The sequence below is a fragment of the Acinetobacter sp. 24-47-64 genome, assembly GCF_057737055.1.
The window spans coordinates 1,825,007-1,844,104 of sequence record NZ_CM173215.1 but is presented as its reverse complement, the minus strand read 5'-3'; the positions used below and the strand labels follow the sequence as shown (position 1 = coordinate 1,844,104).

Genomic DNA, 19,098 nt, shown 5'->3' with positions numbered 1-19,098 from the left:
GCAGGCTTTATAAGCAGGATATTGCAAGTAATTTTTTAAAGAAGAGGAATAACACCGTGCTAGAAGCTTACCGCCAACACGTTGAAGAACGTGCCGCACTCGGAGTCCCACCGAAGCCACTTGATGACGCTCAAACAGCTGCATTAGTTGAATTATTAAAAAATCCACCAGCTGGCGAAGAAGCATTCTTAGTTGATTTGCTTGAAAACCGTGTTCCAGCAGGTGTTGACCAAGCTGCTTACGTAAAAGCTGCTTTCTTGGCTGCTTTGGCGAAAGGTGAAGCGACTTCTCCATTAGTTTCTAAAGAGCGTGCGGTTTACTTACTAGGTACTATGCTTGGTGGTTACAACGTTGCTCCTTTAGTAGAATTATTAGAAGACGCAGCGCTTGGTGCTTTAGCTGCTGAAGCGCTTAAGAAAACACTTCTTGTTTTTGATGCGTTCCATGACGTTGCTGATAAAGCAAAAGCAGGTAACGAAAACGCGAAAGCTGTTCTTCAATCTTGGGCTGACGCTGAATGGTTCACTAGCCGTAAAGACGTTCCAGAAGAAATCAAACTTACAGTTTTCAAAGTTACTGGCGAAACAAATACAGATGACTTGTCTCCAGCTCAAGACGCTTGGAGCCGCCCAGACATTCCGTTACACGCTAACGCAATGTTGAAAAACGAACGTGATGGTATTAAGCCAGAAGTTCCAGGTGAAGTTGGTCCATTAAACCAAATCAAAGAATTAATCGCGAAAGGCAACCAAGTTGCTTACGTGGGTGACGTTGTTGGTACAGGTTCTTCTCGTAAATCTGCAACTAACTCTGTACTTTGGTTCTTTGGTGACGAAATCGCTCACATTCCGAACAAGAAAGAAGGCGGTTACTGCTTAGGTTCTAAGATTGCTCCGATTTTCTTCAACACTATGGAAGACGCTGGTGCGTTACCTGTTGAGATCGACGTTGCAAACATGAACATGGGCGACGAAATCACTCTTAAAATCGACAAAGCTGCTGCGAAAGTTACTGCGTTCAAAAATGGCGAACAAATCGCTGAATCTGAACTAAAAACTCCAGTACTTCTAGACGAAGTACGTGCGGGTGGTCGTATTAACTTGATCATTGGTCGTGGCTTGACTACTAAAGCACGTGAAGAATTGGGCCTTCCTGCTTCTGACTTGTTCCGTACTCCAGTTCAACCAGCTGCAACTGGCAAAGGCTTCACGCTTGCTCAGAAGATGGTTGGTCGTGCTTGTGGTCTTCCAGAAGGTCAAGGTGTACTTCCAGGTACTTACTGCGAACCTAAGATGACAACTGTTGGTTCTCAAGATACAACAGGTCCAATGACGCGTGACGAATTGAAAGACTTAGCTTGCTTAGGTTTCTCTGCTGACCTCGTAATGCAATCTTTCTGTCACACTGCTGCGTATCCAAAACCAGTAGACGTTCAAATGCAACACACGCTTCCTGATTTCATCATGAACCGTGGTGGTGTATCACTACGTCCAGGTGACGGTATTATCCACTCTTGGTTAAACCGTATGCTTCTTCCAGATACAGTTGGTACTGGTGGTGACTCACATACACGTTTCCCAATCGGTATTTCTTTCCCAGCGGGTTCTGGTCTTGTAGCGTTCGCTGCAGCAACTGGTGTTATGCCACTTGATATGCCTGAATCTGTACTTGTGAAGTTCAAAGGTAAAATGCAACCTGGTATCACACTACGTGACCTAGTACATGCGATTCCTTACTACGCGATTAAAGAAGGTGACTTAACTGTAGAGAAAAAAGGTAAGAAAAACATCTTCTCTGGTCGTATCTTAGAGATCGACTTATCAGAAATGGAAACTGACTTAACTGTTGAGCAAGCGTTCGAACTTTCTGATGCTTCTGCTGAACGTTCTGCTGCTGGTTGTGCGATCACACTTTCTGAAGAGAAAGTTGCTGAATACCTTCGTTCAAACATCACGATGTTGAAGTGGATGATCTCTGAAGGTTATGGCGATGCTCGTACTATGGCGCGCCGTGTTGAGAACATGGAAAAATGGTTAGCGAACCCATCACTTCTTAAAGCTGATGCTGATGCTGAATACACGAAAGTGTATGAAATCGACCTTGCTGACATCAAAGAACCTATCCTTTGCTGCCCGAACGATCCAGATGATGCAAAACTTCTTTCTGACGTTCAAGGCGACAAAATTGATGAAGTATTCATCGGTTCTTGTATGACGAACATCGGTCATTTCCGTGCAGCTGGTAAACTTTTAGACAAAGTACCTGGTGGCTCTTTATCTACTCGTCTTTGGTTAGCTCCTCCAACTCGTATGGACGAACGCCAATTGATGGAAGAAGGTTTCTACAATACTTATGGTAAAGCTGGTGCGCGTACAGAAATGCCAGGTTGTTCATTATGTATGGGTAACCAAGCACGTGTAGCTCCAAATACAACTGTTGTATCTACTTCTACGCGTAACTTCCCTAACCGTTTAGGTCAAGGTGCAAACGTTTACTTGGCTTCTGCTGAGCTTGCATCTGTTGCTGCGGTACTTGGTAAGTTACCAACTCCTGAAGAATACCAACAGTATGCTGCTCAAATCGACAGCATGTCTGCGGATATCTACAAGTACTTGAACTTCGATCAAATGAACGACTATACAGACGCTGCTAAAGACGTTGATACGAAAAAAATAGCTGCTGCTCAATTAAGCTAAGTTATTGAAAAATAATTTATATTGAGTTAGAAATAAGGGCTGAGTAATCAGCCCTTATTTTTGTGTGTTAAAAAATGAAAAAATATTTAATGGTAAGAAGTCCAGAATCTTTAATAAAAGAGAATAGAATTGGATATGGTTGGAAGCAGGTAAACTTTTCAGTACATTCAAATATAAAAACTGTGATTCAAGAAATTATCGAGAAAAATGGTTCGATTGGTCGTATGACTAATCAAGTTAAGAACTATTTTGAATTAAAGAGTGAAGATATTGTTATTGTTCCTTTAGGTAAAAAGATTGCGATTGCTAAAGTAATAGGAACCAAAAAATATGATCCTCTATTTAAAGGAGGACATGGTGCTAATCAAATCGATGTAGAGTTTTTTAGAAAAGATGGAAAAGTAATTTATATTCCACGCTCTAAGCTAAAAGAAAATTTAGAGAGCAGATTAAAGCTTAGAACTACAATAGGTGATCTAACAAGATTTTCCCAAGAGATAGATCATATTATTCAAAACTTAAAGGACTTAGGGGATTTTGATATAAAGAGTAGTTTTCAAGAAAAAATAGATCAATATGAAAATGAATTTAAAACAGAATTATTGAATGCCTTATGGAAAGGGAATACACGTTTAAAAGCTGGCGGTAGGGGTTTAGAGGAATTGATTAAAGAACTCTTAGAAATACAAGGTTACTCAAGTGTATTGATCTTAGATAAAAAGAATGGTGAAGGCATAGCAGATATTGATATAGAAGCAACATCAGAAAACAACCCATTTTTAAAAAATATTTTAGTTCAAGTGAAACATCATAGGGGGGAAACAGATAAACATGCAATAAACCAATTGATTGCCTATGAAGAAGAAATAGGTATCAGAACTTACAAATGGGTTATAACAACAGGATATCTTTCAAAAGAGTCGAAAGAATTTGCTGAGTTAAACCAAGTAAATATTATGGAAGGTGAGCAATTGGTTGATTGGATTTATGCAAATTTATCAAAATTAAAATCATCGACTAAAGAAGCACTAGGCATTGTGGATGTTCCTAAGTTGAGTTGGGTGTAAAGTTATCTAGAACGAGAATAATAATGAAAGATTTGATTGATGCAATTAATACACGCGTTAAAGAACCATATTGGGGATTCTTTTTATTAGCGTTTTTAGCATTTAATTGGCGTGCCTTATTTTTATTGTGTTTTGCTAAAGGAACAGCGCAAGAAAAAATCTTTTTATTTGATGATCAAACAACTTTTTTAAGTTTAATTGTTTTTCCAATCATTACGGCAGTTGCAATAATGTTGGTAACGCCTTGGTTAAAAGTTTTATTTGGGTGGATTTCAAGGTCTGCTTATGAACGTCTGAACTCACAGGATCTAAAAAGAGAGCATAAATATTTGGCCGAAAAAAATCTATTAGAGCAAGAAAGATCTTTAGAGTTGGCAAATAAAGAGAAAGAGTTAATTGACCAAGCAAAGCGTGATGTAGATATTGAACAAATTAATGACGAAAATACCAGGGAAATTTTAAGAGCTGAAATAGATAAGTTAAGACAGGAAAGAAATCAATTAGATCATAATGAGAATATAAAGCAGTATAAAGAATTAACAATTTATGAGAAAAATATTCTTGAATATCTTTACGCTAATGAAGGTAAATATATTGGAAAAGATGAAGTTTCATATAGACCTAGTATAACTATTGGATCAAAAGAATATGTGGAAGAAAGTAATTTGAGAGATTATCTAAATTATGCAGATGCCCTCAAATCTTTAAAATCAAAAGGTTTAATCAGAGATGTTGGGAAAGAGGGGAGGATTTTTGAATTAGAAAATAAAGGAAAAGAGTACATGGAGAATTTTAAAATTGCTTAATATATTAAATTTTAAATAAATTAGAATTCATATAAATTGTTTATACTATTTATATTTTAACTCTACATTAAGTCAAATTTGATATCATGTATTTTATTGAAAATTACTTAAATGAACTTTATTCCTCATTCAATAAATTATTTAATCCGCACATTGTAAAATGATTGAAAAAAGTTAAAGTTATAATGTCCCCACAATCACGCTTCCTCTGTATCGGTGGCTTCCTTAACGGAACTCAAGTCAAAGACCAAGGCGACAGCTTTGTTTGTATGACCAATGGAAAGAATGAAACTTATACGAAGAAGGTCATTTTCCATCAAGAAGCATGGGATCATGACTACTACATTTTTGAAAACATCACCGACCAACAAGCAAAAGAGTGGGTGTTTCAAAAATATGGAGAAACCGTCATCTACCGAAAAAGAAAGCCCATGAAAAAGCCCCGTAATCATTAAATTGACGGGGCTAGTCGTACCACTCTCGTGATACTCATATAAGGCTCATCTCATACTGCCTGCATTAAAACACATTCACACAGATTCGTCATGCTGAATCGAATATAAATTCAAATCGACTACTGTGAAAATCTTACAAGCACGTAACCATAAATAAAACAGACAGCAACAATCTAGAAAGGTGAAATAAATAGAATAAGCAAAAATGAACACAGCATGAATATAATGAAAAGCATACTCACATTAAGTTTAATCAGTCTATCGCTCATTGCATGTTCAAGCGTAGAGATTAAAAATTATGATTCAGAAGAAGACGCACGTTATCAGAAATATAAAGATGAAACAGTAAACATGTCTGAATACGATAAACAGCGCTATTACAATCAGCATCACTTAGGTGTAGTCGAGCCAGATCGAGTTCGCGAATCAATTCGAGAGCAAAGAAGAAAACAATCGCAATAAACCAACAGTGCAGTACAAATAAATGTACTGCCTGTAAATCATTGAAAAATTACATTTCAATAGCTGAATAAAGCATAATTCTTTGTGAAAATTGATTAAAATTAAAACATTAGGGAAATACAATGAATTTTGAAGTTGATGCCTTTGGCACCATCGTGATTGCCGTATTTTTTCTATTTATTGGGCGCTATCTAGTCAACCGAGTCCAATTCTTTAAAAACTACAATTTACCTGAACCTGTGATTGGCGGTTTGGTCGCAGCAATTACAGCATTCATCTTATTTAAATTCTTTAATATCAGTGCCACCTTTGATGCGCAAATTCAAAGCATTTTAATGCTGATGTTCTTTACCTCTGTGGGCTTAGGTGCAGATTTTGTTAAATTAAAAGATGGCGGGAAAGCCCTATTTATATTTTTGTTCTGTGTGATCGGGTTTGTGATCGTTCAAAATATTGTTGGGGTGAGTTTAGCGACGGTTTTAGGCTTAGATCCTCTTATTGGTTTAATTGTGGGTTCAATCACCTTAACGGGTGGTCATGGCACGGCAGGTGCATGGGGGCAAGTGCTTGAAACCCAGCATGGCATTCAAGGTGCTATTGTATTGGGTATGGCAAGTGCAACCTTTGGTCTGATTATTGGTGGTATTGTTGGTGGTCCAGTTGCTAAATTTTTAATTAAACGTCATCAATTGGCTGACAAAATTGAAAATGAGCAAAACGAATCACAATTAGATGATCAGTTAAAATCTGCACCATTTGAATATCCAAAAAAGACACGATTAATTACTGCAAGTAATGCGGTTTCGACCCTTGGTATGTTTGCACTTTGTATATTCACGGCAAACTTAATGACAGATTTTAGTCAGGGTAAATGGTTTGAGCTTCCAACCTTTGTTTGGGCGCTAGGTTCAGGTGTGATTTTGAGAAATCTGCTTGAACATGTATTCAAAGTAAATATCTTTGATCGTGCGATTGACGTGTTTGGAAATGCATCTTTATCACTTTATTTATCTATGGCATTGTTATCACTACAACTGTGGTTATTAGCAGATTTGGCAGGTCCGTTAGTCACGATTCTGATTGTGCAAATGCTGGTATTGATTTTATACACTGCTTTTGTGACATTTAAGGTGATGGGGAGCAACTACGATGCTGCAGTTTTATCAGCAGGTCACTGTGGTTTTGGTATGGGTGCGACGCCAACGGCTATTGCCAATATTCAAGCAGTAACCAATACCTATGGTCCTTCACACAAAGCATTCTTACTCATTCCACTGACAGGTGCTTTTTTCATTGATATTGTAAATGCGATAGTGATCCAGCTCTCCATTGGGATATTGGGATAGAGCAAGTTTAAATAAACCGCCTTAAAGGCGGTTTTTTACTTATGGAGACTTATATATGCAGTTGAGATTCGATCATCGGCCAAATATTTTGATGCGACTGTTTGAACATCATCATGTGTCCAATCGCTTTATGGCCAAGCTCTTTGGGTTTGAGTTCGATCGCTTCAGTAGGTGAATTAGGATACAAACGAAGTAAATCCTGAACATTTGCTTCGGTTGCAATTTCATCATCACTTGCCCAAATGGCCGTGACAGGAATTCGTATCTCTTTGTGATAATCTTGATCTAGGGTAACCGTTTTGCCAATTGCATTAATAACATAGCCTGGTTGACTACAAAATTGAGCCCAGTCACGTGCAACATCTTTCGGTAGATTTTCCCCCATACCAATGGCTTGGGTAGGGCCGTAACCGAGCATCATACGTGCGAGAGGAAAAATACCTTTAAACATCACAGGAGCAAGTAGTTTCGTACGGCCTTTGAGCCCTTTTACATGCCCAGTCGAACCTGCAATTGCAACGACTTTTGCAACTTTATCATGGTTGGGGGTAATACCAATGAGTTGTCCGCCGGCGCTGTGACCGACAAGAATAACTTGCTTGGCATGGGTGAGTTGTAAGAGTTGATCAATCGCAGCGGGAATATCTAACTGTCCCCATTGCACAATACTTGCTTTGGATTGCTTCAATGGGCCATAAAGAGAAGCACCAATACCACTAAAATCAAACACCATTACGGCATAGCCTTGTTGGTTAAGCCATTCGCAAAATCGATGATAAAACTTTTGAGTAATTCCAGTGGCAGGGCACACCAAGACGGGAAGACGCTTTGAATGCTCGGTAGGAAAAAAGGTAGCAGCGAGTTCGTATTGATCCTGACGAATAATTTTAATTTTTTGCATAATTTAAACTGTGCAAGTATCCGTAATCAAAATACTTTACTGCAGTTCTAAAAGATTAAACCAACAAATAATGACTGTTGCGTTTGTGAAATGACTGTTCAGTCGTGAAAGCAACCTGTTTCAAGAAGTGCCAATAATAATGGAAAGTATTCCTGCTGCAATTAAAGGTCCAACAGGGACGCCACGTAAAATAGCCACACCTGCTACAGTACCAATCAGAAGTCCAGCAACAATATTTGGCTGATTCGCCATAAGCGTTACGCCACGACCACCTAACCATGCCACCAGTAACCCGATTCCAATAGCTAAAATTGAGTTTAAGCTCAAGAATGATTTGAGGATATCTTTACCCGGAATGGTGCCACTGGCAATTGGCGTGAGTACGCCAATGGTGAGGATAATAATGCCGATATTTAAACCATGCTGTTGAAGCAATGGAAAATACTCGTTTAAAGGGGTGATACGAAAAACAATAAGTACTGCGACTGCAATTGTGACAGCTGTATTTTGACTGAATATTCCACATGCCAATAAAATGATTAGAACGATTAAATTGAGGTCTAATTGAGACATAAAGAAGATCCAGTGCTTATCAGGACAGTACTTGAAAGTTATAATAGTTTAACTGATTTAAAGTCTGCATTCAGATGGCATCCTTTAAATTTCAACGAATATTGTAAGTAATGGAAGTGATTCATGGTTCTGGAAAAAATGTTACAGTCTCAAGGCTTTGGATCACGAAAATATTGTCAACAATTAATTAAAGCTGGTGCAGTGGTCATTGATGGTACTGTGATCACGGACCCGAAATGTAAACTGAAGCTTCAAGGTCTTAGCTTCCACGTGTATAACGATGAATATACTTATCGTGAAAAAGTTTATATAGCACTCAATAAACCTGTAGGCTATGAATGCTCGCATCAAGCGACGCATCACTTCAGCGTGTTTGAATTAATCGATGACATATTGTTGCAAAGGGGAGTGCAAACAGTCGGACGTTTAGATCAAGACACGACTGGTATATTGTTACTTACAGATGATGGACAATTTCTGCAAGCGCTGACTCATCCTAAAAAACATGTTCCTAAAGTTTATCAAATGCATACAGCAGATCCAGTCACTGAGCAGCAAATCATTCAATTGGGTCAAGGTGTAGAGCTTCGCAATGAAACAGGATTGTTTCAAGCAACAGATATTCAACTCATAAGCGAACAACACCTACAATTTACAGTGCATCAAGGCGTTTATCATCAAGTTAAACGTATGGTTGCTGCTGTGGGAAATCGTGTTGAATCATTGCATCGACTGCAAATTGGACAATTAAAATTAGATCAGCTTGCTGAAGGTGAATATTGCTATCTCACTGAACAGCAAATACTCGCCGCAAAAAATCAAAGTCCTGATGCTCAACTCCTTTAGATTTAAATCATCAATGCTAAAGACTCTATTCTCAAGACGATATGTTGTGTAATGCCTTAGGATAGAAAGCAATGATAGGTTTGGAATTCATTGTCTTTGACGAAGCCCATCTTTTCGTAAAGTTGGTGAGATTGAAAGTTACTTCGTTGTGTCTCTAATGAAATTCGACTGGCTTTTTCGGATTGTGCAAACAAAATTGCAGTGTCAATGAGTTGTTTGGCTGAACCTTGTCTTCTATAAATTGGAGTGACATATACATCATCTAGAATGTAGTAGCTTGAACAAGCATGGGATGAAAAACCTAAATAAAGAATCACGAAGCCAGTGATTACATCATTTTTGATGTGAATAAAAATAACACTTTGTTGGTTTTCGAATCGCTGTTTTAGAAAATCATAGGATTGTTGAATATTGGATGATGCGCCATAAAACTGTCGGTATTCATCAAAAAGTACCGCGAGTTGATTGAGATCTTCTGTTGTGGCTTTCCGTACTATCACTGTTAAGCTCTCCTCAGATCATTATTTTTAATGTTGTTATGATGAAGAGCTAAACATATTTGCGCAGAGTGCTGTAAATTAAATTGTTTAAAAATACGACAAAGTTAACTTATGTCAAAAATTAATCTTTATCGCTTTCACCCAAAAGTGCATTCAATTCTGCAAAAAAATCGTCGTCATCTAAACTCGAAGTTGTAGTGTTGGAATCTTGATGTTCTTGCTTAAGCTTTTTAAGTTTCAACAATTGATCCATGTTGATCGTTTGATTTTCGATTGCAAAAGGAATGGACTTTGTCAGTACAACTTGTTTGAAAAATAAACGCACTGCTTGCGCTGGTGTAATCCCCAATTGCTTAAAAACTGCAAAGGCTTGTTTTTTTTCTTGTGAGTCAAGTCGGACTTGATAGACTTCTGTTTTTCTCATGAATTAAAACCAAACGACTCTAAATTTAAGTGCTTATTTTAATCTAAGTAAATGTAATTTCAATGTCTGAACGTGAAAATTATATAAATTTGTCATTACAATGTATCTACAATGTCAATGTTTGCGTGCTTTTAAAGTGCATTTCAATATTTAATATCGGATCAATAAATTGAAGCTCATCAGCAAGTAATTGCAACGGAGCACTGAAATCATCCTCAGCTTTATGCGCGATTACCGGATAAAAAGGATCATTTTTGATTGGAATGTTGAGCGCATTGAGGTGAACGCGGAGTTGATGTTGCTTACCGGTCAGTGGTTTCAAAATATATCGTCCCCACTGTGAATTGTGTTCTATCAGGTCAATTTCAGTGACAGAATTGGTGACGCCTTCACATACTTTCATTATATAAAATGGATTTCCCTTTTCCATGCGCAATTCGACTGTTTGTGGAAAGACTAAATCTTTTGAGTAAGGTGCGATGGCTTGATATGTTTTGGATACCTTTCGATCTGCAAAAAGTTGTTGATAGACTCCGCGACTTTCGACTTTTTTTGAAAATAAAACAACACCTGCTGTTTCGCGGTCTAAACGATGAATCGGTGTGAGATGAGGATTATCAGTGAACTGCTTTAATCTCACCAATAAGGTTTCTTGAACATATTGACCTGTCGGACTCATGGTTAAAAAATGAGGTTTATCAACCACGAGCAGATCATCGTTTTCGTATAAAATTTTTTCCTTAAACGGAACATGAATTTCGTTTGCTAAAAAACGATAATAAAAAATATGAGAATTGGGTTGATACGCCGAGTTGATGGAAAGTTTGTTGCCATCTGCATTATAAATAAGACCATCTTGAAAACGTTGTTGCCACTCCAGTGCGTCTATATGAGAAAAGGCTTGAATGAGAAAATCATAAATCGTAATTGGGGAGATTTGTAGATTTGGAAGAAATACTTTGCTGGCTGTTACACCATTGATCATCGGTGGCGTAAAACTTGGGGCACTTTCTGAATTTGATTTTGGCATAACAAGACAACAGAATAAAAAAATGATCAGATGAATGAGTTTTTGAACAAGTCTAGATAGGCACTGTTCAGGAGCATGCTATTATACCTCTTCAACAGATGTCTAATGTGATCCAGATGCAATATTCTTTTCAACTCAACTTAAATGATGAAGCAGATACTAAAAAATTAGCTGCATGTTTAGGGCAGTGTATTGAAAAGGGTGTCATATACCTCATTGGAGATTTGGGTGCGGGTAAAACCACCCTGACGCGTTATTGGCTACAAAATTTAGGTCATCGTGGTGCGGTTAAAAGCCCGACTTATACCCTGGTTGAACCCTATAAAATCAATCAGCAGGATGTCTTTCATTTTGATTTGTACCGTTTGAATGATCCTTATGAGCTTGAGTTGATGGGTATTCGTGATTATCTGGATATTGCTGATGCGCTATTCTTGTTTGAATGGCCCTCTAAAGGTGGTGACGAAATTCCAGAAGCAGATGTTATCTTGAATATTGAGAAATCTGATGATGAATCAGTGCGTCATGTCACGATTTCTTCAAATGATGAAGTCTTACTCGCAAAATTAAAGACACAGTTTTAAATAAATCTATGGCGCATGATCTTAGCTTGAATCGAATTCAAACCTTATCTCCTGCATTAGCAAACCAAATTGCTGCGGGAGAGGTAATTGAACGTCCTGCATCAGTGGTGAAGGAACTTCTAGAAAACTCCATTGATGCAGGTGCGACTGAATTAATCATTCGAGTCGAACAAGGCGGTAGTACGCTGATTGAGATTATCGATAATGGCAAAGGGATTCATCCTGAGGATCTTCCGCTTGCGGTCATGCGTCATGCGACCAGTAAAATTCAAACTGCTGAAGATTTACATGCAATTGTGAGCTTAGGTTTTCGCGGAGAAGCCTTGGCTTCCATTGCTGCTGTTTCGCGCTTGACCTTGACCAGTAGTCGTGATGATTCAGGAATTGGTTATCAGGTCGAAGTAAACGGCACGGCCTTTGATCATCAAGAGATTCAAGCTGTTGCTACTCAGCAAGGCACACACATACGTGTACAAGATTTATTTTTTAATGTGCCAGCAAGACGAAAGTTTTTAAAAAAGCCAAATACGGAATTTGGTCACATTGAAGAAATCGTACGGCGCTTAGCCTTAACGCATTTCGATATTCGGATTGTGCTGGAACATAATGGTGCTATTCGTTTAAATTTGCCTGTCGCAGACAGTGGTCAACTCAGATTTCAACGTGTACAGCAGCTTTTAGGTCGACAATTTACGGAAAATGCGTATTGGATCGATGCTGATAGTGTCAATATGCGCTTATCAGGATGGTTAGGTCATCCTTCTGATGCTCGAGCACAAAGTGATTTGCAGTATGTGTACGTGAATGGTCGTATCGTAAAAGATAAAACAATCTCTCATGCTTTGCGAATGGCCTATGATGGCATCTTGCATGGGCATCAACATGCAGCTTATTTGTTGTTCTTAGAAGTTGATCCTGAATTTATTGATGTGAATGTGCATCCGACTAAACATGAAATTCGATTTTTGAATCAACGTGAAGTACACGAATTTGTACGTCATTTTGCCAAAGATACTTTGTCGCAATTTCAAACTGCGACTGCGGATTTAGCCCAGGCTTTAAAGCTTGATCAAGATGTCATCGCACCATCAGTACAGTTACCACGTTATCAAGAGCAATTTAATCTGCATCAAAATGCTCCAGCATCGTCCCCTATGTCCCAGACGTTGCAGGAATCGAGTCATGCGGGGTATTTAACAGATTTTAGTGTTAAACAGCCTCAGTCAGTTCAATATAGTGCGCCGAGCCAGCCTTATTCAAATTCTAATATCAGTAATGCACTCAAGTCTTATTTGGCACCTTTGAAAGAAACGTCATCTAATTTTGAAGTTCCTCATGATGCTGAGATGGAATCAACATCGTCTAGAGTTGATGAATTCCCCTTGGGGATTGCAATTGCACAACTTCATGGAATTTATATTCTGGCGCAAAATTCTGAAGGTTTGATCATTGTGGATATGCATGCTGCGCATGAGCGAATCTTGTTGCAGCAAATGAAATCTGCTTGGAATAAACCTGAATTTTGGACATCACAGCAGTTGCTGATTCCAAAAGTGATTTCAATTACACGCATGCAAGCCACGCGTATCGAAGACCTTAAGCCTCAGTTGGCGCGGCTTGGTTTAGAAATTGATCAATATGGCGATGAGCAAGTGATAGTGCGAGGTGTGCCTGCTATTTTGCACAAAGCTGATTTTAATGCATTAATCCCAGAACTTTTGAATGATCTTGATCCCAATGATGAGGCCAGTGCTTTACAACAAAAAAGAGACCATATCTTGGCAGGGATGGCATGTCATGGCGCAGTGCGTGCGCATCGAATGTTAAGTATTTCTGAAATGAATGCACTGTTGAGGCAGATGGAACAAACTGAGTTTGCAAGTCAATGTAATCATGGACGACCGACTTGGAGAGCTTTTCCACTTAGTCAATTAGATAAATTATTTGCTCGAGGAGAGTAATTGTACATGTCAAATCAAATGCCAGTCATCAACTTAATGGGGCCGACTGCGAGTGGGAAAACTGCTTTGGCATGCGAGCTATATGAGCGCGGTAATTTTGAAATTGTTTCAGTGGATTCTGCGTTAATCTATAAGGACATGGATATCGGTTCGGCAAAGCCATCAAAAGAAGAGCAGGAACGATATCCACATCACTTGATTGATATTATTACACCGCTCGAGGTTTATTCGGCAGCTCAATTCGTTGAAGATGCATCGCTGCTGATTGATGAAATACATTCACGCGGTAAGACCCCAATTTTGGTGGGTGGGACGATGTTGTACTACAAAGCACTGTTGGAAGGCTTGGCAACGAATCTCCCTAATGCTGATGAAAAGGTACGTCAACAAATTGAAAATGAAGCCATGGCATTGGGTTGGGAGAGCGTCTACGAAGAGTTAAAACGTGTCGATCCTATGGCTGGTGAGAAGTTTAAAGTGAGTGATCGTCAGCGCATTATACGTGCGCTAGAGGTCTATCGTCTGACAGGTCGACCTATCACTGAGCTTCAAGCTGAACAGCCTAAAAAACAGCCATATCGTTACAATTTTCATAATTATGCGCTATTACCTGATCGTGTAGAATTACACAAAAGAATTGAACTGCGCCTAAAAATAATGTGGGATATCGGTTTTTTAAATGAGGTGGAGTATCTGATTGAAAAATACGATTTAAACGATAATTTGCCATCGGCGAGATCTGTTGGATATCGCCAAGCTTTAGATTTTCTTAAAAATAGTGATAGAAGTCTCAAATCTAAGCAAGATATGGAAGACAAGTGTTTGTTTGCAACACGACAACTTGCTAAACGTCAATACACTTGGTTACGTTCTTTGCAAGAAGCGCACAGTTTTCAAACTTTTTTGACGATAAAGCAAGCTCAAGAAGACTTGCGAAACTTATATGGATAAAGCAAAATTTACTCACTATCTTTTTTATAAATTTTAATTGAAAAATAAAGATAGTTTTTTTGCGCTGATTTTATTTTTTGGAGTATAACATGTCTAAAGGTCAAACTTTACAAGATCCGTTCTTAAACTCTCTCCGTAAGGAACGTATTCCAGTTTCAATCTTTTTAGTCAACGGTATTAAATTACAAGGTCATATCGAATCATTTGACCAATACGTTGTATTATTAAAAAACACGGTAAGCCAAATGGTTTACAAACACGCTATTTCAACAGTTGTACCTGCACGTAATCCACGTCCTGCTGGTGCTCCTGCAGGCGCTCCTGCTGGTGCTCAAGGCGGCTTCGGTGGTCAACAAGGTGGCTTCGGTGGTCAAGGTGGCTTCGGTGGTCAAGGCGGCTTCGGTGGTCAAGGTGGCTTTGGCGGTCAAGGTGGCTTTGGCGGTCAAGGTGGCTTCGGTGGCGGTCAAGGTTTTGGCAGTCAAGGTGGCTTCGGTGGTCAAGGTGGCTTCGGTGGTCAAGGTGGCTTTGGTGCGACTTCTACACCAAACTTTGATGGCGAAACAAAATTTGATGATGCTCAAGAAGATGATAACAATCGTTAATTTTTGAGTAATCAAAAAGGCACCTGATGAAGGTGCCTTTTTTTATATGAACAGCCTAAAAATTAAAATTAAAGCCCCCATAGTGGAGGCTCTCAATTAAGAAAAAATTAGTTTTGGTTGGGTTGTTTAATTTCAACGTATGTACTTGCGCGAAGCTCTCTTAACCAGCCATCTAACTCTGCATCAAATTGACGGTCACCAAGAATTTGGCGCGCTATGCGTTTTTGCTGTTCCTGAGTCATGTCTTGCTGACGTGCATCAGTAACTTGCAAAATATGCCAACCAAACTGTGTTTCAAAAGGTTCACTGACTTCGCCAATTTTCGCAGTCTGCATTTTTTGATCAAACTCTGGCACCATCATACCTGGTGAAACCCAACCTAAGCTACCACCATCACGTGCAGAACCTGGATCATTAGAATAAGTTGCAGCAAGAACTGCAAAATCATCACCTGCCTTTACACGGCTATAGATACTGTCAATAGTGTGTTTGGCATTTTCAGGGCTCACCACTTCAGAAGTCTTAATCAGAATATGGCGAGTTTGGTATTGTGGCACAATTGTCTTTTTCTCATTTGACTTGCGCTCTAAGAGTTTCAACAAGTGGATGCCATCTCGAGCCTGAATTAAATCAGTAGTATTGCCTGGTGAAACTAAAGCGATACTCGATGCAAGTTCTTCTGGAATATCTGCGATTGAGCGCGAGCCCATATCTGCACCTTCAACTTTAATTGTAGATGTAGAAAATTGTTTCTGTATCGCATCTACATCATTCGAAGCTTGAAGTGCATCTTGAACTTGTTGCGCGACTTGAGTGAGTTCTTGTTGAGAGGCTTCACCAGAAATTCTGAAGTGAATCACGTGAGCTTGAGTACCCACAGCAGCTTGACCTTCCGGTGATTTGAGGAAGTTTTCAACATCTTGGTCGCTGATTTTAATGCGTGACATCACTTGTTGTTGACGTAAGCGCTGAATAGCAAGATCATCAGCGACTTTAGCACGTAGGTTTTCATAAGTGCCTGGAGCCATACGGTCAAGCTTTTGCTGGAAGTCTTCTAGGCTATTACTGTTCGACTGGCGAGCAACATTAAGTACAGCATCATTTAAAGTTTTTTCATCAACTTGAATGCCATAGCGTTTTACTTGTTCAAGTTGCGCATTTTGGATGATAAGTTTATTCAGAGCTTGATTTTCAAGTACCTGAAGTGGTGGTACATCCTGTTTTTGAGCTTTAAGCTGATGTTGTAGCTCAGCGACACCTTGTGCAATGTCACTTTTTAAAATGGCACTTTTGCCAACAATAGCAACGATTTGATCTGATGGATTTGCATAACTTGACACTGATGCAGAAATAACAAGTGCTAACGCTGAAGCTTTAAAGAGTTGTTTTAAATTTTGCATCTTCATTAATTCGTCCAATTTTGTTTAACTTTATCGAAACCCAAGATTCGATTTTCCAGTAAAGAGCTTAACTTACTGTTTAAGCCACCAAGTCCTTTAAGTGTAAACTCTGCCATTACAGCACGTTTTTGTTTGGTGTCTGGTGCATTAACATCATCTAAGTCATTGTAATAAGAGCGACCATAGACCGAAACACCCCAGCAGCACGACTCATAATTAATTCCTAAAAGGTACTCGCGTGCAACACTGTTGTCTAGATCATATTGCATATGACCCATCAAATTCCAATTACCTTTCACAGGTTGTATAAAGGATGCTGTAACTTGGTCATAGTGGTCTTGACGATCTTCAAGTCGCTTACGATTAAAATAACCAAAGTTGTAAAGGTTACCTTGATCACCTGTGTAATACACTTGTAGATCACGTTGAGCATTGTCTCCGTTAGACATCCACATTGAGTTTGCATTCACAGTAAAGTTCTGAGAAAGCTGGCTGGCAATGCTGATCACAGGACCAGTTTGACGCTCAGTGTTAAATGGGTCATTTTGACTATTATTCAAAGTCACCTTGCGGTCTTCAAAGTAGTAACTTTGTCCGATACTGGCACGTAAACGTTCTAATCCGATTGTATCAAAGAGGCTGTAACTTACCCCGAGTGATAAGAAGTTATTATCTTCTAGGCGGTCGTGGCCATAAAAGCGACGTGGATTAAAGAGTTGATCGTAATTCAGGGACGCTGCGGTTGAGTCAAAGTTCGGTGAACTGTTTTGATTTCTGTGTGGTGCATAAGCATAGAATGCACGTGGTGTGATGGTTTGTAAGAATTTTCCATCTTTTTCAAAGATAAGACCTGCATCCAAAGTAAACTCTGGAACTATAACTGCATTGTCTTTGGTATTTTTTCTTTGTTCTTCAGTGATACGATCAATCGTATTTTGATCAAAGAAAGTATTTATAGAGCGAACTGATGCTTGTGGTATAAAGAATGACCACTGATTGCGGAAATTATATCGAGCAGAAAACTCATTATAAAGACGTGTACCACTTGGTTGATAAATGGTGTCCATATTTGAGTTATCTGAAGCATTTAAGTCATTAATATCTTTTTGGAAATATGCTGTATCGTTATTAAATTCGTATTCCAATCCTTGCGGGTTGCCAGTGATATAATTGACGAGCAATTGCGGTAGTCGCGCATAGGGGCGATCAACATCATCAACATCAGGGTCTAGCGTCTGGAAGTCTTCAACTTTGAGTTGCGCACGCAACCCTGGAATTCCATTGGCGTAATTAAGATCCCAAGCGCGGCGTTGGTTTAACTCTGTTCTTGTATTCGGGTTGCTGTCTAGATCGGCAAAGAAGTCTTTATCAGAAACATAGTTGTATTCTAAATTGGTCGTCCATTGATCATTGATTTTCCAATTGTGCAAGAGGTGTAAATCTTTACGATCTTCATCATCATATTTACGATCTTGTGCTAAATAACCACCCCAAATACGGCCACCACCATATTGTTCAGTCAGATACCTGAACTCACCTTCAGCCATCAATCCACGACCGCCAATGAAACGTGGGGTTATAGTTGCATCATAATTGGGTGCTAAATTGAGATAAATTGGCGCTTCAAGTTCTAAACCACCATCGTTTGTATAACCAAAACCTGGGTTTAATAAGCCAGTGGTACGACGATCATCAATAGGGAAATTGAAATATGGCACAGCCAGCACTGGTGTGTTTTTAATATATAGTTTAGTGCCTTTGGTCACGCCACGCCCAGTGTCTTGATTTAACTCAATCGAATTGGCTTGAATCTTCCATGTTGGGCTTTGCTCAGGTGGACACGTGCTATAAGTTGCATTCTGAAGGAGTAAAATATTGGGTGAGGTGCGCTCAATATTTTCTGCACGACCATGCCCATGTGTCGCTTCTGAAATATAAAAGCTGTTATTGAGGCGTCCCGTTTGGGTTTTTAAATTGTAGTCAATTTGATCACTTTGAGCCAATAAACCCGCTTGTGCCAACTGTACATTGCCAGAAGCTTTGGCATGGGTTTGAGTGTTGTCAATTTTAATCTTATCTGCACGAACCATACGACCTTGTTGATCGATGATGACATTGCCTTCTAATTCTGAATCACCATTTGGATTGTAATATGCACGATCAGCGGTGATGATCGATGTTGCTTGCTCAGGATCAACTGCTTTAGTATCAGGGCTGATAGGTGTCAACCAAGTTTGAGCACAAAATTTCGAGCTTGGGGAGAACGTGCTACGTTGTTGCGCTTCGGCTGAATTTTTATTGAGATAATATTGATCAAAGAAGCGCTGACCAGGGTAGCTTTCTTTAATTGCAGTTTGAAGTGCTTGATTGTCCACCTCAGTTGTACTGTCTTTAGAGTCGGCATAACTTGAGACTGTGCTACCACACAATAAGGTTAAAATAGCAGTCGCCAAAGGGCTGAAAGTAAACTGATGCTTCATTTATATCATTAACC

The 19,098-nt window shown here is 39.1% G+C and carries 18 protein-coding genes; 11 read left to right on the top strand and 7 right to left on the bottom strand.

The features are described from left to right. Positions 1 to 56: 56 nt before the first annotated feature. From AC1M85_RS08830 to gltS, 6 genes are all read left to right on the top strand, one after another. Positions 57 to 2,696: a bifunctional aconitate hydratase 2/2-methylisocitrate dehydratase gene (locus AC1M85_RS08830; RefSeq protein WP_488212904.1), complete on the top strand. Its 2,640-nt coding sequence runs from the start codon at positions 57 to 59 to the stop codon at positions 2,694 to 2,696. 74 nt (positions 2,697 to 2,770) lie between these two features. Then, positions 2,771 to 3,763: a restriction endonuclease gene (locus AC1M85_RS08825; RefSeq protein WP_035267103.1), complete on the top strand. Its 993-nt coding sequence runs from the start codon at positions 2,771 to 2,773 to the stop codon at positions 3,761 to 3,763. Positions 3,764 to 3,786: 23 nt separating this feature from the next. Then, the gene (locus tag AC1M85_RS08820; protein ID WP_035267104.1) at positions 3,787 to 4,569 is read left to right on the top strand and encodes a hypothetical protein; all 783 of its coding nucleotides are present in this window, start codon (positions 3,787 to 3,789) and stop codon (positions 4,567 to 4,569) included. 185 nt (positions 4,570 to 4,754) lie between these two features. Continuing rightward, positions 4,755 to 5,024 (top strand): hypothetical protein, encoded by a 270-nt coding sequence (locus AC1M85_RS08815; RefSeq protein WP_488212903.1) that lies wholly within the window; start codon positions 4,755 to 4,757, stop codon positions 5,022 to 5,024. Positions 5,025 to 5,240: 216 nt separating this feature from the next. Beyond that, positions 5,241 to 5,486, top strand: a complete 246-nt coding sequence (locus AC1M85_RS08810; protein ID WP_488212902.1) for a hypothetical protein — start codon at positions 5,241 to 5,243, stop codon at positions 5,484 to 5,486. 122 nt (positions 5,487 to 5,608) lie between these two features. Next, the gene (gltS, locus tag AC1M85_RS08805) at positions 5,609 to 6,832 is read left to right on the top strand and encodes a sodium/glutamate symporter (RefSeq protein WP_180027662.1); all 1,224 of its coding nucleotides are present in this window, start codon (positions 5,609 to 5,611) and stop codon (positions 6,830 to 6,832) included. Positions 6,833 to 6,881: 49 nt separating this feature from the next. Here the strand turns inward: gltS and AC1M85_RS08800 are convergent, their stop codons facing one another. Both AC1M85_RS08800 and AC1M85_RS08795 read right to left on the bottom strand, forming a co-directional pair. Continuing rightward, complete coding sequence (locus tag AC1M85_RS08800) at positions 6,882 to 7,733, bottom strand: alpha/beta hydrolase family protein (RefSeq protein WP_488212901.1); 852 nt, start codon at positions 7,731 to 7,733, stop codon at positions 6,882 to 6,884. Positions 7,734 to 7,853: 120 nt separating this feature from the next. Further along, positions 7,854 to 8,306, bottom strand: a complete 453-nt coding sequence (locus tag AC1M85_RS08795) for a DUF441 domain-containing protein (protein WP_092766204.1) — start codon at positions 8,304 to 8,306, stop codon at positions 7,854 to 7,856. A 123-nt stretch (positions 8,307 to 8,429) separates the two neighbouring features. Here AC1M85_RS08795 and AC1M85_RS08790 point away from each other — a divergent pair, with 123 nt between their 5' ends. Beyond that, positions 8,430 to 9,152 (top strand): pseudouridine synthase, encoded by a 723-nt coding sequence (locus AC1M85_RS08790; protein WP_488212900.1) that lies wholly within the window; start codon positions 8,430 to 8,432, stop codon positions 9,150 to 9,152. Between the two features lie 56 nt (positions 9,153 to 9,208). On the opposite strand, the gene AC1M85_RS08785 is transcribed toward AC1M85_RS08790, so the two are convergent. The 3 genes from AC1M85_RS08785 to AC1M85_RS08775 form a co-directional block, all read right to left on the bottom strand. Then, positions 9,209 to 9,652: a GNAT family N-acetyltransferase gene (locus tag AC1M85_RS08785; protein ID WP_035264628.1), complete on the bottom strand. Its 444-nt coding sequence runs from the start codon at positions 9,650 to 9,652 to the stop codon at positions 9,209 to 9,211. A 121-nt stretch (positions 9,653 to 9,773) separates the two neighbouring features. Continuing rightward, a complete protein-coding gene (locus tag AC1M85_RS08780) occupies positions 9,774 to 10,076 on the bottom strand; it encodes a type II toxin-antitoxin system RelB/DinJ family antitoxin (protein WP_481606985.1) in 303 nt (100 codons plus the stop codon). Between the two features lie 106 nt (positions 10,077 to 10,182). Further along, positions 10,183 to 11,106: an RluA family pseudouridine synthase gene (locus AC1M85_RS08775; protein ID WP_481591166.1), complete on the bottom strand. Its 924-nt coding sequence runs from the start codon at positions 11,104 to 11,106 to the stop codon at positions 10,183 to 10,185. 116 nt (positions 11,107 to 11,222) lie between these two features. Between AC1M85_RS08775 and tsaE the strand changes: the two genes are divergently transcribed. The 4 genes from tsaE (at position 11,223) to hfq (ending at position 15,204) form a co-directional block, all read left to right on the top strand. Further along, positions 11,223 to 11,690 (top strand): tRNA (adenosine(37)-N6)-threonylcarbamoyltransferase complex ATPase subunit type 1 TsaE, encoded by a 468-nt coding sequence (gene tsaE / locus AC1M85_RS08770; RefSeq protein ID WP_488212899.1) that lies wholly within the window; start codon positions 11,223 to 11,225, stop codon positions 11,688 to 11,690. Positions 11,691 to 11,698: 8 nt separating this feature from the next. Then, complete coding sequence (gene mutL / locus AC1M85_RS08765) at positions 11,699 to 13,651, top strand: DNA mismatch repair endonuclease MutL (RefSeq protein WP_481606982.1); 1,953 nt, start codon at positions 11,699 to 11,701, stop codon at positions 13,649 to 13,651. 6 nt (positions 13,652 to 13,657) lie between these two features. Then, positions 13,658 to 14,602 carry a tRNA (adenosine(37)-N6)-dimethylallyltransferase MiaA gene (gene miaA / locus AC1M85_RS08760; RefSeq protein WP_481589849.1) on the top strand — a complete coding sequence of 315 codons (945 nt, stop codon included), beginning with the start codon at positions 13,658 to 13,660 and terminating at the stop codon, positions 14,600 to 14,602. An 89-nt stretch (positions 14,603 to 14,691) separates the two neighbouring features. Then, a complete protein-coding gene (gene hfq / locus AC1M85_RS08755; RefSeq protein WP_180027670.1) occupies positions 14,692 to 15,204 on the top strand; it encodes an RNA chaperone Hfq in 513 nt (170 codons plus the stop codon). A 107-nt stretch (positions 15,205 to 15,311) separates the two neighbouring features. Here hfq and AC1M85_RS08750 read toward each other — a convergent pair whose 3' ends face one another. Both AC1M85_RS08750 and AC1M85_RS08745 read right to left on the bottom strand, forming a co-directional pair. After that, positions 15,312 to 16,610 carry a peptidylprolyl isomerase gene (locus AC1M85_RS08750; protein ID WP_179998229.1) on the bottom strand — a complete coding sequence of 433 codons (1,299 nt, stop codon included), beginning with the start codon at positions 16,608 to 16,610 and terminating at the stop codon, positions 15,312 to 15,314. After that, positions 16,610 to 19,084: an LPS-assembly protein LptD gene (locus AC1M85_RS08745; RefSeq protein WP_488212898.1), complete on the bottom strand. Its 2,475-nt coding sequence runs from the start codon at positions 19,082 to 19,084 to the stop codon at positions 16,610 to 16,612. Before AC1M85_RS08745 ends, AC1M85_RS08750 begins: the two co-directional genes overlap by 1 nt. Positions 19,085 to 19,098: the final 14 nt, after the last annotated feature.

Bases quoted from the DNA above. Each gene is read 5' to 3' on its own strand.
- AC1M85_RS08825 (WP_035267103.1), top strand. From the start codon at position 2,771: ATGAAAAAATATTTAATGGTAAGAAGTCCAGAATCTTTAATAAAAGAG.
- AC1M85_RS08820 (WP_035267104.1), top strand. From the start codon at position 3,787: ATGAAAGATTTGATTGATGCAATTAATACACGCGTTAAAGAACCATAT.
- AC1M85_RS08815 (WP_488212903.1), top strand. From the start codon at position 4,755: ATGTCCCCACAATCACGCTTCCTCTGTATCGGTGGCTTCCTTAACGGA.
- AC1M85_RS08810 (WP_488212902.1), top strand. From the start codon at position 5,241: ATGAATATAATGAAAAGCATACTCACATTAAGTTTAATCAGTCTATCG.
- gltS (WP_180027662.1), top strand. From the start codon at position 5,609: ATGAATTTTGAAGTTGATGCCTTTGGCACCATCGTGATTGCCGTATTT.
- AC1M85_RS08800 (WP_488212901.1), bottom strand. From the start codon at position 7,733: ATGCAAAAAATTAAAATTATTCGTCAGGATCAATACGAACTCGCTGCT.
- AC1M85_RS08795 (WP_092766204.1), bottom strand. From the start codon at position 8,306: ATGTCTCAATTAGACCTCAATTTAATCGTTCTAATCATTTTATTGGCA.
- AC1M85_RS08790 (WP_488212900.1), top strand. From the start codon at position 8,430: ATGGTTCTGGAAAAAATGTTACAGTCTCAAGGCTTTGGATCACGAAAA.
- AC1M85_RS08780 (WP_481606985.1), bottom strand. From the start codon at position 10,076: ATGAGAAAAACAGAAGTCTATCAAGTCCGACTTGACTCACAAGAAAAA.
- AC1M85_RS08775 (WP_481591166.1), bottom strand. From the start codon at position 11,106: ATGCCAAAATCAAATTCAGAAAGTGCCCCAAGTTTTACGCCACCGATG.
- tsaE (WP_488212899.1), top strand. From the start codon at position 11,223: ATGCAATATTCTTTTCAACTCAACTTAAATGATGAAGCAGATACTAAA.
- mutL (WP_481606982.1), top strand. From the start codon at position 11,699: ATGGCGCATGATCTTAGCTTGAATCGAATTCAAACCTTATCTCCTGCA.
- miaA (WP_481589849.1), top strand. From the start codon at position 13,658: ATGTCAAATCAAATGCCAGTCATCAACTTAATGGGGCCGACTGCGAGT.
- hfq (WP_180027670.1), top strand. From the start codon at position 14,692: ATGTCTAAAGGTCAAACTTTACAAGATCCGTTCTTAAACTCTCTCCGT.
- AC1M85_RS08750 (WP_179998229.1), bottom strand. From the start codon at position 16,610: ATGAAGATGCAAAATTTAAAACAACTCTTTAAAGCTTCAGCGTTAGCA.
- AC1M85_RS08745 (WP_488212898.1), bottom strand. From the start codon at position 19,084: ATGAAGCATCAGTTTACTTTCAGCCCTTTGGCGACTGCTATTTTAACC.